Raw genomic sequence first — 21,277 nt, forward strand, 5'->3', positions numbered from 1 at the left:
CTCTGGAACTGCCATCCACGACACATTGCCACGCCGGACGATGGGGTCAAACTGCCGCCGAACCGAGGCGCGCACATGCAGGCCAGGGATGCGGTCTTCTTGGAAGATCTCTGCCCAAAGTTGCGTGCCAGACGCTGGCGACGGTCGATCCATCAGGTGACCGACAGCCACTGCCTCTACTGCGGACGACCTTCTGAATCCATTGATCATGTGCTGCCCCGCAGCCGCGGGGGGATGAGCGTCACGGAGAACTGTGTACCGGCCTGCCTGGCCTGTAACGGCGCCAAAGGGGATACCGAGGCCTTCGACTGGTACCGCCGTCAGTCGTTCTACGACCCGCGTCGCGCCATGGCTCTGCGCGCCTGGATGGACGGCGATCTGCGCCTGGCCCTACGGCTGCTGCAGTGGAGTCTTCCGGCCCAGGCCGGGCCAGGCGCTGCGGGCGCTGACCCGGCTCACCAGACGCGGCAGGCGACAACGCCGTTGTATCGCTGGCAGATGGCCTCCTGATCGGCCGGTCGCTCTGGAGCCACCAGAAGCGCCATCACCACCAGCAGCACGGCCAGCAGTGCCGTGATCGCCACGGAGTCGACCGGCTCCGCGGAGCGATCCGGCACGCACGTCAACGGCCGCTGCCTGGATCCCGCAGGGGCGACAACCGTCCGGGCCCGAGCGGTGCCGCGCCGGAAGCGGGGTGGTCGCGGGCGGGCGACGAGAAGCGGCAGCACAGGCAGAGAGGATGGGGAGGAACAGGGCACGGCAACACCTGGAATGATCGGCTAATACATCTGTACTGTTTCTCGATCTGGCTGTCAAGGCCCTCGCCGTACCCCTTCGCCTGCCTTCAGCCGCACTGCAGGCGCCCGCACTACAGGCCCCCGTGCTGCCCTCACCCACGCCGTCCTCGACCGTGCCGCCCTCGTCTGCTCCGCTCCCGCTCCTCCTGCCTGCAGCACTGCGCCCCCGGCGGGTATTGGTGGTGGGCGGCGGCTACAGCGGCAACCGCTTCGCGGCGGCGCTGAGCGCCCAGGCGGTGCCGGTGATCACAACCCACCGCCGGCCGGCCGATGCCAACGCACCACTGACCTGGCTGCCGTTCGACAGCGAAGCCGGCATAGTGCCCGGCCGCACCGATCTGGAGGGCTTCAGCCATGTGCTCACCACCGTGCCGCCGGGCCGCGATGGCCGCGATCCGGTGCTCGATCTGCTCGGACCGTTGCTGCGCAGCCTGCCCCTGCAATGGCTGGGCGTTCTCTCCACCACCGGCGTCTATGGCGACACGGCCGGTGCCTGGGTTGACGAGACAGCCCCGCTGCAACCCTCGCTGGAGCGCAGCCGCGCCCGGGTCGCCAGCGAAGCCGGTTGGCGAGCTCTGGGACTGCCCCTGCAGATCTTTCGTCTACCGGCGATCTATGGCCCCGGCCGCAGCCCCTTCGCCAGCCTGCGCAGCGGCCGCAGCCGGCTGATCCACAAGCCTGGCCAGGTGTTCAGCCGCATCCACGTCGACGACATCGTCGGGGCGCTGTTGCATAACCTCGCCCTGCCGGCGGAACAACGGTCACCCGTGCTCAACGTCTCGGATAACAGACCCTGCCCCTCGAGCGAAACCCTGGGCTACGCCGCCCACCTGATCGGCCATCCCCTGCCGCCGGTGGAGTCGTACGACGCCATCGCCGACACGATGAGCCCGATGGCCCGCAGCTTCTGGAGCGAGAACCGGCGCGTCGGCAACCTGCTTCTCTGCCAGAAGCTGGGGTATCGCCTGCGGTACCCCAGCTACCGCGAGGGCTACCGCGCCTGCCTGCAGGAAGAAAACGGGACACCTGAACCCGACTGAACAGCACGGGCGAGGACGCGCCCCTCAGGGGGAGCTGTCCGAGGCACAGACCGGTGTGGCCTTCTCCTGCAGATCCTGCATGGTGGGAATGTTCAGGTCCCTCAGCATCCGGCAGGAATCCAGCACGATCCAGCCACGGCTCAGTCCCGTGGCCACCCCCAGCAGCAACAGACCACCCAGCAACCAGCGAATCATGGTGTCAGCAGGTCCAGGTACTCCCTACCTTGACGCTAGGAGAGCCCGGCGGCTGGCCATCGCCCTCGGCGACCCCGCCGGCATCGGTATCGAAGTGACCCTCAAGGCGCTGGCCAGGCCGCTCCCCGGCGACCTGGTCCCAGTGCTGGTGGGGTGTCGGCGTTGGCTGGAACGCAGCTACGAAGCCCTGCGCGTCCACAGTCGTGAGGCCCTGGCCGATCCGGCAGATTTCGAGGTGGTCGACCTGCCGCTGCTGGAACCAGCCGCATGGGGGCAAAGCACACCCGCCTGCGGCGACGCCTGCTTCCACTGGCTCACGGCGGCCACCGAACAGGTGCTGCAGGGCGATTGCGACGCCCTTGTGACAGCCCCGATCGCCAAGGCAAGCTGGGCGGCCGCCGGGCATCCGTACCCGGGCCAGACGGAACGGCTGTCCGAACTGGCCGGAGGGGCACCGACCTCGATGCTGTTCACGGCCCGCTCACCGCGAGGAAACTGGCGACTCAACACCCTGCTGGCCACCACCCACATCCCCCTCGCAGCAGTGCCGGCAGCCCTGGGACCGGAGCTGGTGCAGACCAAGCTGGACGTGCTGCTGAGCTTCTGCCAACGCTTCAGCCCACGGCCGCGGCTTGTGGTGGCCGGACTCAATCCCCACGCCGGCGAAGCGGGCCAGCTCGGCCGCGAGGAGCTCGAGTGGCTGAACGCCTGTCTGGAGGACTGGCGCAAATGCCATCCCAACGTGACCCTGCAGGGCCCACTGCCACCGGATACCTGCTGGCTGGACGCCGGCAGCGCCTGGCACGGCCATGGCCCAGGTGCCGATGGCTATCTGGCCCTGTACCACGATCAGGGCTTGATCCCCGTGAAGCTGCTGGCCTTTGATGCCGCCGTGAACACCAGTCTGGGGCTGCCCTTTCTGCGCACCTCTCCCGACCATGGCACCGGCTTTGACATCGCCGGCCTGGGAGTGGCACGACCCGACAGCATGGCAGCGGCAATCACGACGGCCTGGGAATTCGGCTGACACTGCCCATCGAGCCGGCGGCTCCAGGGCCGTTCAGACCGATTTGACGCGCATCAACACCTGGCCGAACTCAACCGGCGTGCCGTTCTCCACAAGGATCTCGACGAGCTCCCCACTCACTTCTGCCTCGAGCTCATTCATCAGCTTCATGGCCTCAAGAATGCAGATCGGCTGACCGGCACTGATCCGATCACCCAGCTCCACAAAGGAAGGCTCCCCAGGGGCGGGAGACCGATAGAACGTGCCCACCATCGGTGCCGTGATATCGATCAGATCACTACGCGCAGCGGCGGCGGCAGGTGGCGGCGCCGAAGGAGCGGATGGTGCGGCCGGGGTCGTGGGCATCGGTGTCTCAAGGCCAGGGCTGGCCACCGGCGCCTGGACCAGGGTGACCGGGGCCGTGCTGGGGAGGTTGCGACGCACCTCCAGGCGGAAGTCATCACCCTCGAGCCTGAGCTCCTGGATGTCGCTCTCACCAAGCAGGGCCAGGAGTCGGTGAAGTTGGTCGTGATCGAGCTGCATGGTGATCAGGTCTCCCGGCCGAGGTAGCTGTCGGTGCGGGTATCGATCTTGATCTTCTCGCCGATCGACAGGAACAGGGGGACCATCACCTGGGCGCCGGTCTCGACGATGGCGGGCTTCGTTCCACCGGTGGCCGTGTCACCCTTCACGCCGGGATCGGTCTGGGTGATCTCCAGCACCACCGAATTGGGCAACTCCACCTCGAGGGGCTTGCCGTTCCAGGACACCACGTTCACCTCCATCCCCTCCTTGAGGTACTTACGGCTGTCGCCGATCTGCTTGGCCGTGAGGCGGGTCTCCTCATAGGAGCTCATGTCCATGAACACATAGTCCTCGCCCTCCATGTAGGTGTGCTGGAGGGTGCTCTTCTCGAGGATGGCCTGGGGGAGCATTTCCCCGGCACGGAAGGTCTTTTCGACCACGTTGCCGCTCTGGACGGCCTTCAGCTTCGTACGCACGAAGGCCGAGCCCTTGCCGGGTTTCACATGGAGGAATTCAACGACCCGCCAGACCTGCCCATCCAGCTCAATCGAGGTCCCGGTACGAAAGTCGTTGCTGGAGATCATTCCGGCGGTTCGGATGGGGCGGATTGTACGGCTGGCTACCGGAGCGTCCTTGCGAAGGCTTGCGCAGCAGGCGCGGTCGGCTCCGTAACCCTGTGCCAGATTCCTGATAAAGGCAGCAGGAGCGGGGCCATGGTGGTGGGTCTGGGGCAAGTCGTTCCGGCAGAGGAGAGACAACGGTTCGGGCGCACGGACCGGGCGGGTGGCTCCCTGTGGCGGCAGGCCCTTGGCCTGATGCTGCTGGCCCTGCTGCTGCTGGCTCCGGCCTCCGGGCCGGCCCTGGCAGCCCTGCCCCCCGGCAACGCCATCAGCGATCCCACGGCCCTGCTGCGCAATGCCCTGCCGATCCAGGCCTCCGATCTGCAGGATCTGCAGCATCGCCTCGAGGCCACCAGCGACGACCTGCGGGCCAAGCGCTGGAACGCCCTGCTCGGGGCCGTGCGCCGCAGCCAGTCGCTGCTCGCCTCCCGCCAGGAGGCGATGGTGAACAACTTCCCGGACACCGATCGCGACGCCGCAGGCACCCTCCTGAGCAAGCTGGGCGACCAGTTGGAGACGCTGGCCGGCACCGCCGAACAACAGAACCGCGATGCCTTCCTGGCGGCACGCCGGCAGGCCCTGGCCACGATCGGCGCGGCCGAGGCGATGCTGGTCGGGCCCTTCCCCTATGCCATCCCCGAGAGCTTCGCCGACCTGCCACGGCTGCTGGGGCGCGCCACGGTGCAGCTGACCACCACCAAGGGTGATCTCACTGCGGTGGTGGATGGCTACAACGCGCCGCTCACCGCCGGAGCCTTCGTGGACCTGGCCCAGCGCGGCTTCTACGACGGCCTGCCCTTCATCCGCGCCGAAGACTTCTACGTGCTCCAGACCGGCGATCCCAGTGGTCCGGCCGATGGCTTCATCGATCCCACCACGAAGCTGGAGCGGCATGTGCCCCTGGAAATCCGCGTTCCCGGCGAGAAGGCCCCCTTCTACAACCAGACCTTTGAAGATCTGGGGATGTTCAAGGCGGAGCCGGTGCTGCCCTTCTCCAGCAAAGGCACCCTGGGATGGGCCCACTCCGATGAGGCCCTCGACGACGGCTCCTCCCAGTTCTTCCTGTTCCTGTTCGAGCCCGAACTGACGCCCGCGGGCCTCAACCTGATCGACGGCCGTTATGCCGCCTTCGGTTATGTGGTCGACGGCTTCGACGTTCTCGAGGAACTCACCGCCGATGACGGCATCGTCAGGATCCGGGTGCTGGAAGGCGCAGAGAATCTTCAGGCCCATGGCTGAACCGGCCCCTCCGGCTTCGGCCGGAGACCGTGGATCACTGGCCTCCCCAACCACCCTGTCCGATCTGGGTGAATGGGAGCTGATCCGGCGCCTGGGGGCCTTCGCCCCCACTGACCAGTTCAGCGACGATGCCGCCCTCGTGCCCGGAGGCAGCGGCAGCATCGTGATCAACACCGATGTACTGGTGGAGGGCCTTCACTTCAGTGAGGCCACCACCGGAGCCGCCGATGTGGGCTGGCGCGCCGCCGTGGCGAATCTCTCGGACCTGGCGGCCATGGGCTGCCAGGAAGTAGTGGGGCTGACGGTGGGGCTGGTGGCTCCACCCACCACGGCCTGGGCCTGGGTGGAGGAGGTCTATCAGGGCCTGTCTGCGGCCCTGCGTCGCTATGGAGGCACCCTGCTGGGGGGGGACTGCAGCGCTGGCAACCAGCGCCTGCTGGCGATCACGGCCCTGGGCCGGCTGGCGGCGGCTTCCCAGCAGACCGCCGCTGCACAGGGAAGGACCCATGGCATGATCCGCCGCGGCGGCGGACGGGCCGGCGATCTGCTGGTGAGCACGGGCCACCATGGCCTCAGCCGCCTGGGGCTGGCGTTGCTGCAGGGGGATTCAGGCCTCGACGTCGCGGCGATCGATCCCTCGCTGCGGCAGCGGGCCATCGAGGCCCACCGACGGCCGCGGCCCCGTTTCGATGCGGTGGAAGCTCTGCACCGCAGCCAGCCGGCTGGGGAGCCCTGGCGGGTTGGGGGCACCGACAGCAGTGATGGCCTGGTGGCCGCAGCCCAGGCGATCGGCGCCGCCAGTGGTTGCGATGTACTGCTGCAGAGCACCACCTTGCCGATGGATCCGGCCATGGGCCTCCTGCCGCAGGGGCGGCGCTGGTGCCTGGGGGGCGGAGAGGATTTCGAACTGGTGCTGGCCCTGCCGCGGGCCTGGGCGCAGGCCCTGGCCGAGGAGCTGGAGGAGGGTCAGCTGATCGGCGCCCTGGTGGCTGGGAGCGGCGTGGTGCGCTGGGCGGAGAACCGCGAGCCCCTGGCAGCAGACAATGCCGGCTTCAGCCACTTCCGCGCAGCTTCGACTGATTGAGACCCTGCACCTGCACAGGCCTGAAACCAAAAAACCGCCCCCAGGAGGAGGCGGCTCGACTCTCGGCAGAACCAGGCTGTGATCACAGGCTGGGTGATCACAGACCGGGTGTTCACACAACAGTGATCACTTCCAGTTGCTGGCCACCACTTCAGCAAGATCGACGACGCGCTGGCTGTAGCCCCACTCGTTGTCGTACCAGGAGATCACTTTCACCATATTGCCGTCCATCACCATGGTGAGGTCGGAATCCACGATGGTGGACTCATTGGTACCGGCATGGTCGGTGGAGACCAGGGGCAGATCCGAGTACTTGATGATGCCCTTCATCTCGTTCTGCGAGGCGGCCTTGAAAATGGCATTCACTTCCTCCTTGGTGGTGGAGCGGCTCACCTCCAACACCATGTCAACCACCGAAACATTGGGGGTGGGCACCCGCATGGCAATGCCGTTGAGCTTCCCCTTCATCGGCGGATACACCAGGGCCACAGCCGTGGCAGCACCGGTGGAGGTGGGCACGATGTTCACGGCGGCGGCACGGGCTCGGCGCAGATCTCGGTGGCTGGCATCGAGAATGCGCTGGTCACCGGTGTAGCTGTGCGTGGTGGTCATCATGCCCTTGATGATCCCCAGGGACTGATCAAGTACCTTCACCAGCGGCGCCATGCAATTGGTGGTGCAGCTGGCGTTGCTGATGATGTTCCAATCATCGTGGCGGTACTCGTGAGCATTCACGCCCACCACAAAAGTACCGACGCCTTCCCCTTTACCTGGTGCCGTGATCAGAACTTTGCTGGCACCAGCCTCAATGTGCTTGCCCGCACCCTTCTGGTCGATGAAGACGCCGGTGGCCTCAATCACCAGATCAACGCCCCACTCCTTCCAGGGAAGGTTGAGTGGATTTCGATCCGAGAAACACTTGATCGACTTGCCATTCACGATGATGGAGTCATCGGTGTAGCTCACCTCCGCATCACGGATGTGGCCCAGCATCGTGTCGTACTCCAGCAAGTGTGCGTTGGTACGCGGATCCGAGGTGTCATTCAGGCCCACCACCTCGATACCGGTGTTGGCACCCCGGCTCAGCCAGCAGCGCATGAAGTTGCGACCGATCCGGCCAAATCCATTGATCGCAACACGCAGGGTCATGGCAGAAAACGGCGAAAACCGCTAGCAAAGGTGATTTTGGCTATGAATCATACAGAAATCATTGGCGCACCTCCTTTGCTGTGAGCTGGCCGCTTGACTGCCACACCGAGAAGCGACGCATCTCGTAAAGGTTCAGGGCCCTTTCACGGCTTAACTTCTACGAGCATGGAGACCCCTTTGGCCCTGTCGCTCAACCGCCAGCAACCGATTCACTTCATCGGTGTCGGCGGCATCGGCATGTCGGCCCTCGCTGGGATTCTGGCGGAGCGGGGCTTCAGCGTCAGCGGCTCCGACCCCCGCGACAGCGCCGTGCTGCAGGCACTGAGGCATCGCGGTGTCCGGGTGTTCCGCGAGCAGAGCGCCAGCACGATCTCCGCCATCCGCAGCGGCACCTCCCATCAACCCCTTGTGGTGATCAGCACCGCCGTGCCAGCCAGCAATGCCGAGCTGAAGGAGGCTGAGCGGGCCGGTCTGCACATCTGCCACCGCTCCGACGTACTGGCGGCTCTGATCAACGGCCAGCCCTCGATCGCCGTGGCCGGCAGTCACGGCAAGACCACCACCAGCACGCTGATCGCCACCCTGCTGGAGGCCACCCACCACGACCCCACCGCGGTGATCGGCGGCATCGTGCCCGCCTTCGGCAGCAATGGCCGCAACGGAGCGGGCAAACTGCTTGTGGCAGAAGCGGACGAGTCGGACGGATCCCTGGTGAAGTTTCGCGCCCAACTGGGGGTGCTCACCAACCTGGAACTGGACCACACCGACCACTACGCCGACCTCGAAGCCCTGATCGGTACCGTTCGCCGCTTCGCCGCCAGTTCCAGTGAGGTTCTGGCCAATCGCGACTGTCCGATCCTGCGGGCGCACTTCAACGCCGACCACTGGTGGTCGATCGAGACGGCCGAGGGGGTGGCCTTCGCGGCTCTGCCGCTGGAGGAACGCGGCGACGGCACCACGGTGCGCTTCTTCGAAGGGGGGAGCCCCAGCGGCGAATTCCATCTGCCCCTGCCAGGCCGCCACAACCTCAGCAACGCCGCCGCCGCGATCGCCGCCTGCAGGCTGCAGGGGGTGTCCTTCGCCGAGCTACGCCAGGCCGTGGAACGGTTGCAGACCCCTGGACGGCGGTTTGACTATCGCGGCAGCTGGAACGGTCGCCTGATCGTGGATGACTATGCCCACCATCCCAGCGAGGTGAGTGCCACCCTCACCATGGCGCAGCTGATGGTGAGCAGTGGTCGCAGCCCCCTGCCTGCAGACCCCCGGCGGGTGGTGGCCGTGTTTCAGCCCCACCGCTTCAGCCGAACGGCCCAGTTCCTTGAGGGCTTCGCCGAGGCCCTCAGCTGTGCGGATGCGGTGCTGCTGGCTCCGCTGTACGCCGCCGGCGAGGCGCCGCTGCCCGGGATTGACAGCACCGCGATCGCCGTTCTGCTGCAGCGGATTGCCCCTGCGTTGCCGGTCCAGGTGGCTGCCTCGCTCGACCAGCTGGCCGAGCTGGTGACGACATCCACCGAACGTGGCGATCTGGTGCTGGCCATGGGCGCCGGGGATGTGAACGGTCTGTGGGACCGCCTGCAGAACCTGGGCGAGACTGACCTCCCCGTCACCGCGGTGGCGGCCTGAACGTGATGCAGACCACTGTGGGGCCACCCGCTGGGCTCCGCCAGGACGTTCGGCTCGGTGATTACACCACCTGGAAGGTGGGCGGTCCGGCGTCCTGGTTTGCCGAGCCTGCCAGTCAGCTGGAACTGCTGGCCCTGGTGAGCTGGGCGATCAGCGAGGGCCTGCCGCTGCAGTGCATCGGGGCCGGCTCCAACCTGCTGATCTCGGATGCCGGGCTCGACGGCCTGACCCTCTGCCATCGGCGCCTGCAGGGCAGCCGTCTCGACCCCCACGAGGGCCTGGTGGTGGCCGAAGCGGGAGAGCCGATCCCCACCCTGGCGCGGCGGGCCGCCCGGGCCGGACTGAGCGGTCTGGAATGGGCGGTGGGCATCCCCGGCACAGTCGGAGGTGCCGCCGTGATGAACGCCGGCGCCCAGGGGGGCTGTACGGCGGAGTGGCTGGAGTCGGTGCGGGTGGTGGATCCGCAACGGCCGCAACACCCTTTCGACCTGCGCGCCAGCGAGCTCGACTTCGCCTACCGCCACAGCCGGCTCCAGCAGGAGCGACTGATCGTGCTCTCCGCCCGCTTCCGACTGAGCCCCGGCCACGACCCCGCGGCAGTGACCGCCCGCACCAGCAGCAATCTGCACAGCCGCACCAGCACCCAGCCCTATCAGCAACCAAGCTGCGGCAGCGTCTTCCGCAACCCCGAACCCCAGAAGGCCGGGCGGTTGATCGAAGACCTGGGTCTCAAGGGTCTCAGCATCGGCGGCGCCCAGGTGTCACCCCTGCACGCCAATTTCATCGTCAACACCGGTGCGGCCCGCGCCGCCGACATCGATGCCCTGATCCAGGCAGTTCAGGCGCGGGTACGGCAACACCATGGCATTGAGCTCCATCCAGAGGTGAAACGACTCGGGCCCTAACCTGAGCGGAGTTTCCCAACCGTGATGGCTGGCTTCGGTCTTCCCAATTTCGGTCAACTCACCGAAGCCTTTCGCAAAGCTCAGCAGATCCAGCAGGACGCCCAGAAACTGCAGGACGAGCTTGATGCCATGGAGATCGAGGGCAGCAGTGCCGATGGACGAGCCAGCGTCTGGCTCACCGGCAACCAGCAGCCCCTGAAGGTACGCCTCAGTGCCGAACTGGTGGCAGACGGCGCTGAGGCCACCGAAACGGCCACCCTGGAGGCGCTCAAGGCCGCCTACGACCTCTCCACCAGCACCATGAAGGAGCGGATGGAAGAACTGACCGGCGGCCTCAATCTCAACCTGCCCGGCATGGGGGGCTGAGCTGGAAGGGCCCGGAGGCTGAGGCCAACCGGGATCAGTCCTGTTCCAGATCCTGGCTGGCCTGCTGCCGTTGTCGCCGCCGCGACAGCTGGCGCAGGGGAGCGGCCAGACGCAACGCCTCGCCATCGCCGCGCTGGCGATCACTGACCTTGATCGGGACCGCCGCCGCCGTGGCCTCCACCTCGGCCAGGCACTGGCCATACAGGGTGTAGCGATCCCAGTCAGAACCAAGGCTGCATCCCGGATCCTGCTGATGGCGGCAGTTGCGGAAGCGGCAGGGCTGCTCGGCCAGACGCCGCCGTATCTCGGGGAACAGCTGCGCCAGTGCCTCCGGCTGGGCTGGCAACACGGGGCGGTTGAATCCCGGCGTATCGGCCAGCAGCACCCCCTCCGTCAACGGAAACAGCTCCACGTGGCGGGTGGTGTGGCGGCCCCGCTGCAATCGCCCCGACACCGCCGCCACCCGCAGGTCCAGATCGGGCCGCAGGGCGTTGAGCAGGCTGCTCTTGCCCACTCCGGAGGGTCCACAGAAGACGGTGATGCCAGGAGTGCGAAGGCGGGCACGCAGGGCCTCCAGGCCGGCGCCCGTGGCAGACGAGACCGGCAGGGGGTCGTAGCCCCACTGGCGCAGCCGGTCGCACCAGTGGTGCTGCAGGGCGGCCTCGGTGAGATCGGCCTTGGCCACCACCAGCTCGACCCGGCAGCCAGTGGCTTCGGCGGTGAGCAGGAAACGGGTCAGCTGCAGGGGGTCGACGGCCGGTTGCTGCAGGGCCACCACCACCACAATCCGCTCCACGTTCGCCACCGCCGGCCGTTCCAGCAGATTGCGGCGCGGCCGCACCCGCTCGATCGCCGCCCGGCCACTGGTCCAGTCGACCCCGCCCAGTTCGACATGATCCCCCACAGCGACCTGCTGGCCGCTCTTGTCGAGCCGGGTGCGGCGGGTGCAGAGCAGGCGCTCACAGCCATCGGGACCGGGCCGATCGAGCCGCACCCAGCAGAAGTTGGCGAGCAGGGCGACCACCTGGCCGGCACAGATCCTCTCGCTGTTGATCTGATCAGGGCGCTCAGGCGCCATGGCGACGAATCCAGAGGCGCACGCTGCCGTCGTTCCGTGCCGCTTGGCGCAGGCCATGGCCGTCGGCCGCGATGCCCTGGCTCACCATCGTCAGCGGCTCGCCGGGATCCAGGTCGACCTGCAGCCAGGCCCCGTCAGGGATCCTCTCGAGGGCCAGGCGGGTGCGGATGAAGTTGAGCGGACAGGGGGTGCCGACCAGATCGAGACAAGCGGCGATCGCGATCTGTTCAGGAGCCTCTTCAGGGGTCTGGTCTCCCCCGCCGGACGCTGCAGGCACGGCGGCATTCATCCGCCGAAGAGCCCTCCGAACAGGCCGCTCTTGTGATGGTGCCGATGGCCCTTGCTGGTGTGGTGGCCAGCCAGTTCCTCCAGCAGCTCCCGCTCCTCACCGGAGAGCTTGGTGGGCAACTGCACCTTGACGGTGAACAGGTGGTTGCCACGGGCGACGGGATTGCCGAGCTTCGGCACCCCCTTGCCCTGGAGGGTGAGCACGGCGCCGGGCTGGGTGCCCGCCGGGATCTCCAGCTCGGTGGTGCCGTCCACGGTCTCCACCTCGATGGTGTCGCCGAGGATCGCCTGCAGATAACTGAGCGTCACCTGGGACTGGATGTTGAGCCCTTCGCGGCGCAGCTGGGGATGGGGCTGAACCGTGAGGAACACGTAGAGATCCCCGGCCGGACCGCCGCGCTGGCCGGCATTGCCTTCGCCCGCCACCCGCAGCCGGGTGCCCGAATCGACCCCGGCGGGAATGTTGATCCGCAACTTCTTGCGCACCTGCTGCAGCCCCTGACCGCCACAGGCGTTGCACGGATCAGCGATCACCTGGCCACTGCCTTCGCAGTTGGGGCAGGGGGCCACCTGGGTGAAGCTGCCGAAAGGCGTGCGGGTGGCGCGGCGGACCTGACCGGCACCTCCGCAGGTGCCGCAGGTGGTGGGGCCGCTGCCGGCCTTGGCGCCTGAGCCACTGCAGGTGCTGCAGGTTTCGAGATGGCGGATCTGCACATCCTTCTCCAGGCCAGCGATGGCCTCGGCAAAGCTGATCGTCAGATCCAGGCGAAGATCATCGCCTTGGCGGGGCCCACGGCGCCGGGCCCCACCAGAGGCGGCCGCGCCGCCGAAACCGCTGAAGAAAGTTTCAAAAAGATCGGCGAAACCGCCCATGTCGCCCACGTCGGGCATGCCGGACGATCCCCCCAGACCGGCTTCACCGAACTGGTCGTAGCGGGCGCGGGTCTGGGGATCGCTCAGCACCTCATAGGCACGGCCGATCTCCTTGAATTTGTCCTCAGCACCGGGATCCTTGTTGATGTCCGGGTGGTACTGACGCGCCAGCCGGCGGTAGGCCCGCTTCAGAGTCTCTGCATCGGAGTCGCGACCGACGCCCAGCAGCTCGTAGTAATCGGCCATCAGCCGCCCTGCTCCTCACGCGGTTCAGAATCACTGCTCGGGCCAGGTCCCATCGACACCTTGACCAGGGCGTGACGCAGCACACGACCATTGAGGTGGTAGCCCCGCTGAAGCTCCGCGACCACCACATCCTCGGGGTGCTCATCGCTGGGTTCCCGCATCACCGCTTCATGGAGGCTGGGATCAAACGGCTCACCTTCGACCCGCATCGGCGAGACACCCAGCTGTTTGAACACATCCACGAGCTGCTTGTAGAGACCCTGGTAGCTGCGGTGCAGGGTCTGGGCCTCCTCGCTCTGGGGGTTGAGCTGCTGGCGGGCGCGATCGAAGTTGTCCACCACCGGCAGGATTTCACTGAGGGTGGAGCAGGTGATCTGCAGGCGCAGATCCTCCTGATCACGACTCTGGCGTTTGCGGAAGTTATCGAAGTCAGCGGCGATGCGCATGTACTGGCTGCGCAGGGTGTCGTTTTCGGCTTGCAGTGTTGCCAGACGCTGCTCCAGAGCTGGTGTGGACTCGTCAGCCTCGGCGTCAGCCCGGGCATCACCAGCTGCGTCCTCGCCCATGGAGGGGAGAGTCTCCCCCACGGAGGGGGAGCCGGTGTCCTCGACGGCAGACCCCTCGGCGGAGACGCCCTCACCATTGGCAGGCACGGAACTGGCCTCGGTCATCGGATGGGTGTCACCACTCATGCTGACTGGAGCGCAAATCGGATCTAGACATGTTGGAACTCAGGGCCCTCCTCCCACAAGCGGCGGAAGCCCGCACCTTTGAGCCCAGCGGTTCCGGCCCATGACTCTGACCCCCATCCGCCCGGTTGCCGACGCCCTGTTCCCCGAACAGCAACGGCTGGAAGTGGAGCTGCTGCTCGGCGAGCCGGTGCTGCGGCCCCAGGATCTGGAACGGGCCGATCACCGCCTGATGGCCGACGACCAACCGATTCGCGTCGAACGCTGGAGAGAACTGGGCTGTCTGCCCCTGCAGCAAAACGGCCAGGCCCTGCAGGTGGCCATTCCCACGCACTGGGGCCCGGCAAGCCAGCAGAGCCTGGCGGAGGAACTGACAGACGCGGGCCTGACCGCCTCCTTCAACCTCGCCCTGGCCAGTGACCTGAGCGAGCGACTGGAGAACCTCGAAACCACTCCGGTCCCTGGGGACGCCCCATCGGCCACCGCTGTCTCCAGCGTCCGTGGGATCGACGACAGTGACACCGACGACTTCCATCTCGACGACGACCACGAGGAAGACAACGAGGGCAACGGTCATGAAGACCACGTCGCTTACACGATCCAGCCACGATCCCTGATCGAGGATCTGGCGATCTCAACAGGTGGAAGCGAACTGAGAGAGGTCACCGACGACCTCCAGGAGCTGGAGATCAGCAGCGAGAGCGCCAACGCCTCACCAATCGTGAGCCTGGTGGATCGGATCCTGATTGAGGCGTTGAGTGCCGGAGCCAGCGACATTCACATCGAACCCCAGGAACATGCCCTTGAAGTTCGCTTCCGTCAGGACGGTGTTCTGCAGAAACACTTCGAGGATCTGCCCAAGAGCCTGATCCCCGCGGTCACCTCCCGCTTCAAGATCATGGCGGATCTGGATATCGCCGAGCGGCGAATGCCTCAGGACGGCCGTATCCGCCGCACCTTCCGTGGCCGGAAGATGGATTTCCGTGTCAGCACCCTGCCGACCCGGCTGGGCGAGAAAGTGGTGCTCCGTCTGCTCGACAGCGGCGCCACCCAACTGGGTCTCGATACCTTGATCACGGATCCACAGGCGCGCGAGGTCGTACGCAACCTCGGCTCCAAGCCATTCGGCATGATCCTGGTCACCGGACCCACCGGATCCGGTAAGTCAACGACCCTTTACTCGTTGCTGGCGGAACGGAACAACCCCACAATCAATATCTCCACGGTCGAGGATCCGATTGAATACACCCTCAAGGGGATCACCCAGACCCAGGTCAACCGCGACAAGGGGCTTGATTTCAGCGTGGCCCTCAGGGCCTTCATGCGGCAGGACCCCGACGTGCTCCTGGTGGGGGAAACACGTGACCTGGAGACGGCCAAGACCGCGATCGAAGCAGCACTCACCGGCCACCTGGTCCTCACCACCCTCCACTGCAACGACGCCCCCAGCGCCATTGCCCGACTTGACGAGATGGGAGTCGAACCCTTCCTGGTGAGCGCCTCGCTTCTGGGCATCGTGTCCCAGCGGCTGCTACGCCGTGTCTGCGTGCACTGCCGACAGAGCTACCGGCCCACCCCCGAGGAGCTGGGCCGGTTCGGACTACTGGCAGGACGGGAAACCAACGTGACCTTCTTCCGGGCCAACAAGCAGCCCCCCGGAGGCCCCCACGCCTGCCCGATCTGCCAGGGCAGTGGTTACAAGGGCAGGGTGGGGGTTTACGAAGTGCTGCGAATCAACGAAGAGATCGCCGCTGCCATCGCCAAGCGAGCCACCACAGACGTCCTGAGGCGCCTGGCTCTCGAAAGTGGCATGAAGACCTTGCTCGGCTATGGCCTCGATCTGGTTCGCAACGGCGACACCACCCTCGAGGAGGTGGAACGGATGCTGCTCACAGACACGGGTCTGGAATCAGAGCGGCGGGCGCGGATGCTCTCCACGCTCACCTGTGCAGGCTGTGGTGCTGGGCTGCGGGAAGAGTGGCTGGAATGCCCCTACTGTCTGCAAAGCCGCTAAAGACGTGCCATGGACCTGATGATCGAGGATCTGATGGGCAAACTGGTTGAAGATGGCGGTAGTGATCTTCACCTCAGTGCCGGGATGCCTCCTTACGGACGCTTCAATGGCCAGCTTCGTCCGATGACGGAGACAGCGTTGAAGGAGGAAGACTGCAACAGACTGATCTTCATGTTGCTGAACAACGCCCAGCGCAAGCAACTGGAGCAAACCTGGGAACTGGACTGCTCCTATGGCCTCAAAGGCGTCTCCCGATTCCGGGTGAACGTCTATCGCCAACGCGGCACCTACGCCGCTTGCCTGAGAGCTCTTGGCAACAAGATTCCCACTCTGGACATGCTTGGACTTCCACCGATTGTGGAAGAGATGAGTCGTATCCCCAAAGGGCTGGTACTGGTAACCGGTCCGACAGGCTCCGGAAAAACCACCACTCTGGCGGCAATTCTGGATCACATCAACCACACCCGAGCTGAGCATATCCTCACGATCGAGGATCCGATCGAGTTCACCTACCGTTCCGATCAAAGCATCATCCACCAACGTGAGCTCAGTCAAGACACCCGCAGTTTCGCCAATGCCCTGCGGGCAGCTCTTCGCGAAGATCCGGACGTGATCCTGGTTGGTGAGATGCGGGACCTGGAGACGATCCAACTGGCAGTGACCGCAGCCGAAACTGGGCACCTGGTGTTCGGCACCCTGCACACCAGTTCCGCCTCCCAGACGGTGGATCGGATGGTGGACGTTTTCCCGGCGGGCCAGCAGGATCAGATCAGGGTGCAACTCAGCAGCAGCCTGATGGCTGTGTTTTCCCAGACTCTCTGCAGGCGCTGGAATCCGAAACCCGGCCAATTCGGCCGGGTGATGGCTCAGGAGATCATGATCAACACTCCTGCCATCTCCAATCTGGTGCGCGAAGGAAAAACTGCCCAGCTTTATTCCCAGATGCAGACCGGGGCCAGCCTCGGCATGCAGACCCTGGAGAAGGCCCTGGCCAATCTGGTGCTTTCCGAGGAGGTGAAACTGGAGGAGGCTCTCAGCAAGACTGCCAAACCGGAGGAACTACGCCGCCTGGTGGATCAGCTTTCCTGAACACTTACACCTGAACGGCCGTGCCCACTTTCATTGCCACCTACAAGACAAACCGCGGCAAGCAGGTCAGCCTCAATGTGGATGCGGCTGACGTGATCACGGCCAAGCGCAACCTGCGGCGGCGCGGGATTCAAGCCACATCAATCAAACAACAGGTCGACGCCAGATCATCTGCTCTCACCCGGTCAGCCAAGGGAAGCAGCGGCAGCAACCTGATGGACCAGATCAACGGGTTGCTTGAGGGAAAACCGGGCATCAAGGAGAAAGCCTTGTTCGCCAGCAAGATGGCGGCCCTGGTGGATGCGGGGGTTCCGATCGTGCGGGGCCTCAACCTGATGGCCGCCCAACAGAAGCATCCCCTGTTCAAGCGGGCCCTTACCGCCGTCAGCCTGGAAGTGAGCCAGGGAGACAGCCTTGGTGCCGCCATTCGCCGCTGGCCGAAGGTATTCGACAAGCTCACGATCGCCATGATCGAAGCCGGGGAGTTGGGCGGCGTCCTGGATGACACCCTGAAACGTCTTGCCAAACTACTGGAAGATAACGCCAAACTCCAGAATCAGATCAAGGGAGCCATGGGCTATCCCATCGCTGTGCTGGTGATCGCCATCCTCGTCTTTCTGGGCATGACGATCTTTCTGATTCCCACTTTCGCCGAAATTTTCGACAGCCTGGGTGCTGAGCTGCCGGCCTTCACCCAGATGATGGTGAATCTGAGCGCTACGCTGAGATCCAGCTTCTCACTTTTCCTGGTTGGAGGTTTGATTGTAAGCGCCTGGCTTTTCGGACGGGTTTACGCCACGCCGAAGGGTCGAAGAAATATCGATGCAAGCATTCTGAGAATCCCCCTCTTTGGCGAGCTGATCCGCACATCGGCTACGGCTCAATTCTGCCGCACCTTCAGCTCCTTAGCCAAGGCAGGCGTCCCAATTCTATTGGCGCTTGATATCGTCAGAGAAACAACAAGTAACACCATCATTTCGGACGCGATCGATGCAAGCCGAAGAGACATCCTCGAGGGCATTCCTCTCAGCGTCGCCATTGCCCGGAAAAATGTGTTTCCAGAGATGGCCGTTGGCATGATGGCCATCGGCGAAGAAACTGGTGAACTGGATACAATGCTCAACAAAGTTGCAGATTTTTACGAAGACGAAGTTTCGGCTACTGTCAAAGCACTCACCTCCATGCTGGAGCCCGCAATGATCGTTTTCGTGGGAGGCATTGTTGCTTCAATTCTCCTGGCAATGTATCTTCCAATGTTCTCCGTATTTGACAAAATTCGATGAAAGATTAATTTGTTTAGAGAATAAATTATGACCAATATTCGATACTGCTACTTCATGAATTAATTGGTATGAATTGTCCCAAAAGAATGATTGTTCTCCCAGGGGTGTCTTGAGTCCTTGTCATTCAGACTTGTCCGACCATGCCTGGGTTGATCATCAACCCGTCTGATTGACACGGAACACTGGCGGATGCACTGGTCATCTCCGCCCTTCCACGAGTCTCAGGACCCAACTGCCCAACTGCCTGGTTTGCACAGGATCGCTGACTGCTTTGAATCGGATCATGATCAGCGGTTCTCAGCTCCAAGCCCCTGACCGGCCAGCCAGCCCGAACTCCAGCAGTGCTGGAAGTTGAATCCTCCGGTCACCCCATCCACATCGAGAAGTTCGCCCACCAGATACAGGCCTTTCTGTTGCCGACTCTCCATCGTGGCCAGGTTCACCTCGCCGAGGCAGACGCCACCGGCAGTGACGAATTCCTCCCCGAATGGCCCGCGGCCCCGCACCGTGTAGCGACTGGCGCGCAGGGCCGTGATCAAACCCTGTTGACCGCGAGCGGGCAGATCAGCCCAGCGCAGCTGCCGATCCAGGCCCTGCTCCTCCAACAGATGCCACCAGAGGCGCCGGCTCAGCTCCGGCCAGGGCCGGGCCGTGGCCAGCTGGCGCCTGGCCTGCTCACGGCGCAACCTGCCGAAGAGCAGCTCCAGATCGACCAGACTCCGGCCACCGCTCCAGTCCACCTGCAGGAGACCGCGATAACCCTGCTCCTTCAGGGCTCGGGCGGCAAAAGCCGTGAGCCGCAGACAGGCCGGACCACTCAGGCCCCAGTGGGTGATCAGCACGGTGCCACGCTGGCGGAAACGCTCACCAGCAGCACGCTCAAGACCTGGCAGCAGCTCCAGACCCACAGGGTCCATCACCACCCCGGCCAGCTTCGTGAGAGCCGGTGCCTCCAGGGCCAGGGTGAACAACGAGGGCACCGGCGGCACCAGGGTGTGGCCCAGGGAGGCGGCCAGCTGGCGCCCGCTCGGATGGCTGCCGGTGGCCAGCACCAGCTGGGCACAGTCGAGCCGGACGCGAACACCGGCACCGGTCCGCACCTCCAGGCTGAAGCCACCACCGCTGCGGACCTCCGCCCGTTGCAGCGCCGCTCCAGTGCAGAGGCGCACTCCCGCTGCAGTCGCCGCGCGCCGCAGGGTCTCGATCACCGACTGGGAACGGTTGGAACGGGGAAACAGGCGACCGTCGGCCTCCTCCACCAGCTCCAGGCCATGGGCATCGAACCATGCCACCGCATCGCCGCAGGCAAACCGGGAGAAGGGGCCCCGCAGCGCCCGGGCACCCCGCGGATAGTGGCCGACCAACTCGGCCGGATCCCAGCAGGCATGGGTGACATTGCAACGGCCACCGCCGCTGATCCGCACCTTGTGGAGCGGCTCCGGCGTGGCTTCCAGCAGCAGCACATCGCCGCGGCCCGCCTCGGCTGCAGCCACGGCCGCCATGAAGCCGGCCGGACCGCCGCCCGCCACCACCACGGCAGCGCGACTGGGCAGCATGGGGTCATGGCACACACCGTCGACAGCTGTCACCCGATCACCAGTCATCGCTTCAGTGTGGCGCCGATGCTGGACTACACCGATCGGCACTTCCGGGTGCTGATGCGCCAGGTGAGCCGCCGTAGCCTGTTGTACACGGAAATGGTGGTGGCGCAGGCGCTCCACCATGCCAGCCGCCATCGCGATCCGCAGGAGCGGCAGCGGCGTCTGGAGCGGCTGATCGGTTTCGATCCGATCGAACATCCCCTGGCACTGCAGCTGGGCGGTGATGATCCGGTGCTTCTGGCGGAGGCCGCCTCACTCGCTGCCGCCTGGGGCTACGACGAGATCAACCTCAACGTGGGCTGCCCCAGCCAGAAGGTGCAGCAGGGGCGCTTCGGCGCCTGTCTGATGGCTGATCCTCAGCGGGTGGCCCGCTGCGTGGCGGCCATGGCCGAGGCCAGCGGCCTGGCGGTCACGGTGAAACACCGGATCGGCATCGATGACCATGACTCCTACGAGGCGCTGCTGGACTTCGTCGACACGGTGGCGTCGGCCGGCTGCCAACGCTTTGCCGTGCATGCACGGAAAGCCTGGCTGGAAGGGCTCGATCCCAAGCAGAACCGCACCATCCCCCCCCTGCGCCATGCGCTGGTCCATCGGCTCAAGGCCGATCGTCCCGCCCTCACGATCGAACTGAACGGTGGTCTGCAGACGCCGGCGGCCTGCCTGGAGCACCTCGATCACGTGGACGGGGTGATGGTGGGCCGGGCGGCCTATGACCATCCCCTGCGCTGGGCACGTGTGGACGCCGATCTGTTCAACGACACCGCACGACCGATGGCCCGGGCCTCCACCGTGGTGCGGGGCGTGATGCCCCACGCCGAACGCTGGTGCTCCAGCGGCGGGCGCCTCTGGCCGATCGCTCGTCACCTGGTGCAGGTGGTGGAAGGCGTGAGTGGGGCACGCCACTGGCGGCGGGACCTCACCAGGGCAGCCGGGTCACGCCAGGCCGGCGTGGAGGTCCTGGAGCAGGCCGCGCTCCAGCTGGAGGAGCGCGGCTACTGAAGCAGCCGGTTCAGCCTTCGGCTCCGCTGTAGTGGCCACCATCGGCAGCACCGGTCTCAGCCGATCCGCCGCCGCTGCGGCGACGGCGGGTGCGGCCAGCTTCAAAGCCATCCGAGGCGCCGCCATAACCACCGGAAGGAGCGCCGCCGCCACCTCCGTAGCTGCGGTCTTCCCAGCCACGGGCTCCGGATCCCCGATCGGCGGCATAGCCGCCACCACCGCCTGAGTCGCCCCGGCCATAGCCGCCGCCATAACCACCACCGCCGCCGTACCCACCACCACCCCGACGCGGGGCGCTGCCACGGGGTTCGGCCTTGTTGATCCGCAGGGGGCGACCCATCAGCTCGGCACCCTGAAGGCCCTCGATGGCACGGGCTTCGGTCTCCTCATCCGCCATCTCGACAAAGGCGAAGCCACGCTTGCGCCCCGAATCCCGCTCCAGCGGCAGCGCACAGCTGCTCACCTCGCCGAAGGGGGCAAACAACTCCGCCACATCTTCCTGCTCCGCGCGGAAGGGGAGGTTGCCAACGAAAATACTCACGGACCTGGGGGGCGCCACGCGGCG

Annotated in this window: 23 protein-coding genes; 12 read left to right on the forward strand and 11 right to left on the reverse strand. The window is 65.5% G+C overall.

What is annotated here, in order from left to right; genetic code table 11:
* Positions 1-75: 75 nt before the first annotated feature.
* Positions 76-510: an HNH endonuclease gene (locus VB716_RS16325; protein WP_197157889.1), complete on the forward strand. Its 435-nt coding sequence runs from the start codon at positions 76-78 to the stop codon at positions 508-510.
* On the opposite strand, the gene VB716_RS16330 is transcribed toward VB716_RS16325, so the two are convergent.
* Positions 456-728 carry a hypothetical protein gene (locus tag VB716_RS16330; protein WP_323271041.1) on the reverse strand — a complete coding sequence of 91 codons (273 nt, stop codon included), beginning with the start codon at positions 726-728 and terminating at the stop codon, positions 456-458. The two genes, VB716_RS16325 and VB716_RS16330, sit on opposite strands and share 55 nt — an antisense overlap.
* 182 nt (positions 729-910) lie before the next feature.
* Here VB716_RS16330 and VB716_RS16335 point away from each other — a divergent pair, with 182 nt between their 5' ends.
* Positions 911-1,837 carry an SDR family oxidoreductase gene (locus tag VB716_RS16335; RefSeq protein ID WP_323271042.1) on the forward strand — a complete coding sequence of 309 codons (927 nt, stop codon included), beginning with the start codon at positions 911-913 and terminating at the stop codon, positions 1,835-1,837.
* Between the two features lie 24 nt (positions 1,838-1,861).
* Here VB716_RS16335 and VB716_RS16340 read toward each other — a convergent pair whose 3' ends face one another.
* Positions 1,862-2,032, reverse strand: coding sequence for a hypothetical protein (locus tag VB716_RS16340; protein ID WP_197157887.1), 171 nt, complete (start codon positions 2,030-2,032; stop codon positions 1,862-1,864).
* Here VB716_RS16340 and pdxA point away from each other — a divergent pair.
* Positions 2,031-3,059, forward strand: a complete 1,029-nt coding sequence (pdxA, locus tag VB716_RS16345) for a 4-hydroxythreonine-4-phosphate dehydrogenase PdxA (RefSeq protein ID WP_323271043.1) — start codon at positions 2,031-2,033, stop codon at positions 3,057-3,059. The genes VB716_RS16340 and pdxA overlap by 2 nt on opposite strands.
* A gap of 33 nt (positions 3,060-3,092) precedes the next feature.
* Here pdxA and accB read toward each other — a convergent pair whose 3' ends face one another.
* Both accB and efp read right to left on the reverse strand, forming a co-directional pair.
* Positions 3,093-3,581, reverse strand: coding sequence for an acetyl-CoA carboxylase biotin carboxyl carrier protein (gene accB, locus VB716_RS16350; protein WP_197157883.1), 489 nt, complete (start codon positions 3,579-3,581; stop codon positions 3,093-3,095).
* 5 nt (positions 3,582-3,586) lie between these two features.
* On the reverse strand, positions 3,587-4,147 hold the full coding sequence (efp, locus tag VB716_RS16355; protein ID WP_197157881.1) for an elongation factor P: 561 nt from the start codon (positions 4,145-4,147) through the stop codon (positions 3,587-3,589).
* Between the two features lie 231 nt (positions 4,148-4,378).
* On the opposite strand from efp, the gene VB716_RS16360 reads away from it, so the two are divergent.
* Positions 4,379-5,422 carry a peptidylprolyl isomerase gene (locus VB716_RS16360; protein WP_197158989.1) on the forward strand — a complete coding sequence of 348 codons (1,044 nt, stop codon included), beginning with the start codon at positions 4,379-4,381 and terminating at the stop codon, positions 5,420-5,422.
* Positions 5,415-6,506 (forward strand): thiamine-phosphate kinase, encoded by a 1,092-nt coding sequence (thiL, locus tag VB716_RS16365; protein ID WP_322757949.1) that lies wholly within the window; start codon positions 5,415-5,417, stop codon positions 6,504-6,506. Before VB716_RS16360 ends, thiL begins: the two co-directional genes overlap by 8 nt.
* A gap of 126 nt (positions 6,507-6,632) precedes the next feature.
* Here thiL and VB716_RS16370 read toward each other — a convergent pair whose 3' ends face one another.
* Complete coding sequence (locus VB716_RS16370) at positions 6,633-7,655, reverse strand: type I glyceraldehyde-3-phosphate dehydrogenase (protein WP_197157877.1); 1,023 nt, start codon at positions 7,653-7,655, stop codon at positions 6,633-6,635.
* A gap of 165 nt (positions 7,656-7,820) precedes the next feature.
* Here VB716_RS16370 and murC point away from each other — a divergent pair, with 165 nt between their 5' ends.
* Genes murC through VB716_RS16385 form a run of 3 tightly spaced genes read left to right on the forward strand, consistent with a single transcriptional unit; the run spans position 7,821 to position 10,549 of the window.
* On the forward strand, positions 7,821-9,278 hold the full coding sequence (gene murC, locus VB716_RS16375) for a UDP-N-acetylmuramate--L-alanine ligase (RefSeq protein ID WP_370594672.1): 1,458 nt from the start codon (positions 7,821-7,823) through the stop codon (positions 9,276-9,278).
* A 5-nt stretch (positions 9,279-9,283) separates the two neighbouring features.
* Positions 9,284-10,183 (forward strand): UDP-N-acetylmuramate dehydrogenase, encoded by a 900-nt coding sequence (murB, locus tag VB716_RS16380; RefSeq protein ID WP_197157875.1) that lies wholly within the window; start codon positions 9,284-9,286, stop codon positions 10,181-10,183.
* Between the two features lie 24 nt (positions 10,184-10,207).
* Positions 10,208-10,549, forward strand: a complete 342-nt coding sequence (locus VB716_RS16385) for a YbaB/EbfC family nucleoid-associated protein (RefSeq protein WP_197157873.1) — start codon at positions 10,208-10,210, stop codon at positions 10,547-10,549.
* Positions 10,550-10,583: 34 nt separating this feature from the next.
* On the opposite strand, the gene rsgA is transcribed toward VB716_RS16385, so the two are convergent.
* The 4 genes from rsgA to grpE are packed head-to-tail and all read right to left on the reverse strand — an operon-like array spanning position 10,584 to position 13,726.
* Positions 10,584-11,627: a ribosome small subunit-dependent GTPase A gene (gene rsgA, locus VB716_RS16390; protein ID WP_323271044.1), complete on the reverse strand. Its 1,044-nt coding sequence runs from the start codon at positions 11,625-11,627 to the stop codon at positions 10,584-10,586.
* The gene (locus VB716_RS16395; RefSeq protein ID WP_370594671.1) at positions 11,617-11,904 is read right to left on the reverse strand and encodes a sulfurtransferase TusA family protein; all 288 of its coding nucleotides are present in this window, start codon (positions 11,902-11,904) and stop codon (positions 11,617-11,619) included. Before VB716_RS16395 ends, rsgA begins: the two co-directional genes overlap by 11 nt.
* An 8-nt stretch (positions 11,905-11,912) precedes the next feature.
* Positions 11,913-13,034: a molecular chaperone DnaJ gene (dnaJ, locus tag VB716_RS16400; RefSeq protein WP_197157867.1), complete on the reverse strand. Its 1,122-nt coding sequence runs from the start codon at positions 13,032-13,034 to the stop codon at positions 11,913-11,915.
* A complete protein-coding gene (gene grpE / locus VB716_RS16405; protein ID WP_231598115.1) occupies positions 13,034-13,726 on the reverse strand; it encodes a nucleotide exchange factor GrpE in 693 nt (230 codons plus the stop codon). The genes dnaJ and grpE overlap by 1 nt, the downstream gene beginning before the upstream one ends.
* A gap of 100 nt (positions 13,727-13,826) precedes the next feature.
* Between grpE and VB716_RS16410 the strand changes: the two genes are divergently transcribed.
* The 3 genes from VB716_RS16410 to VB716_RS16420 are packed head-to-tail and all read left to right on the forward strand — an operon-like array spanning position 13,827 to position 18,109.
* Positions 13,827-15,737 carry a GspE/PulE family protein gene (locus VB716_RS16410; protein WP_322757946.1) on the forward strand — a complete coding sequence of 637 codons (1,911 nt, stop codon included), beginning with the start codon at positions 13,827-13,829 and terminating at the stop codon, positions 15,735-15,737.
* 9 nt (positions 15,738-15,746) lie between these two features.
* Complete coding sequence (locus VB716_RS16415; protein ID WP_197157863.1) at positions 15,747-16,826, forward strand: type IV pilus twitching motility protein PilT; 1,080 nt, start codon at positions 15,747-15,749, stop codon at positions 16,824-16,826.
* A 20-nt stretch (positions 16,827-16,846) separates the two neighbouring features.
* Complete coding sequence (locus VB716_RS16420) at positions 16,847-18,109, forward strand: type II secretion system F family protein (RefSeq protein ID WP_322757945.1); 1,263 nt, start codon at positions 16,847-16,849, stop codon at positions 18,107-18,109.
* Positions 18,110-18,396: 287 nt separating this feature from the next.
* Here the strand turns inward: VB716_RS16420 and VB716_RS16425 are convergent, their stop codons facing one another.
* Positions 18,397-19,665, reverse strand: coding sequence for an NAD(P)/FAD-dependent oxidoreductase (locus VB716_RS16425; protein WP_323248642.1), 1,269 nt, complete (start codon positions 19,663-19,665; stop codon positions 18,397-18,399).
* Between the two features lie 6 nt (positions 19,666-19,671).
* Between VB716_RS16425 and dusA the strand changes: the two genes are divergently transcribed.
* Entirely contained in the window at positions 19,672-20,712 is a 1,041-nt protein-coding gene (dusA, locus tag VB716_RS16430; protein ID WP_323271045.1) for a tRNA dihydrouridine(20/20a) synthase DusA, read from the forward strand.
* Positions 20,713-20,722: 10 nt separating this feature from the next.
* Here dusA and VB716_RS16435 read toward each other — a convergent pair whose 3' ends face one another.
* Positions 20,723-21,253 carry an RNA-binding protein gene (locus tag VB716_RS16435; protein WP_323271046.1) on the reverse strand — a complete coding sequence of 177 codons (531 nt, stop codon included), beginning with the start codon at positions 21,251-21,253 and terminating at the stop codon, positions 20,723-20,725.
* Between the last annotated feature and the right edge of the window lie 24 nt (positions 21,254-21,277).

It is taken from the genome of Synechococcus sp. CCY9201, from assembly GCF_034931105.1.
Classification (GTDB): Bacteria; Cyanobacteriota; Cyanobacteriia; order PCC-6307; family Cyanobiaceae; genus CBW1002.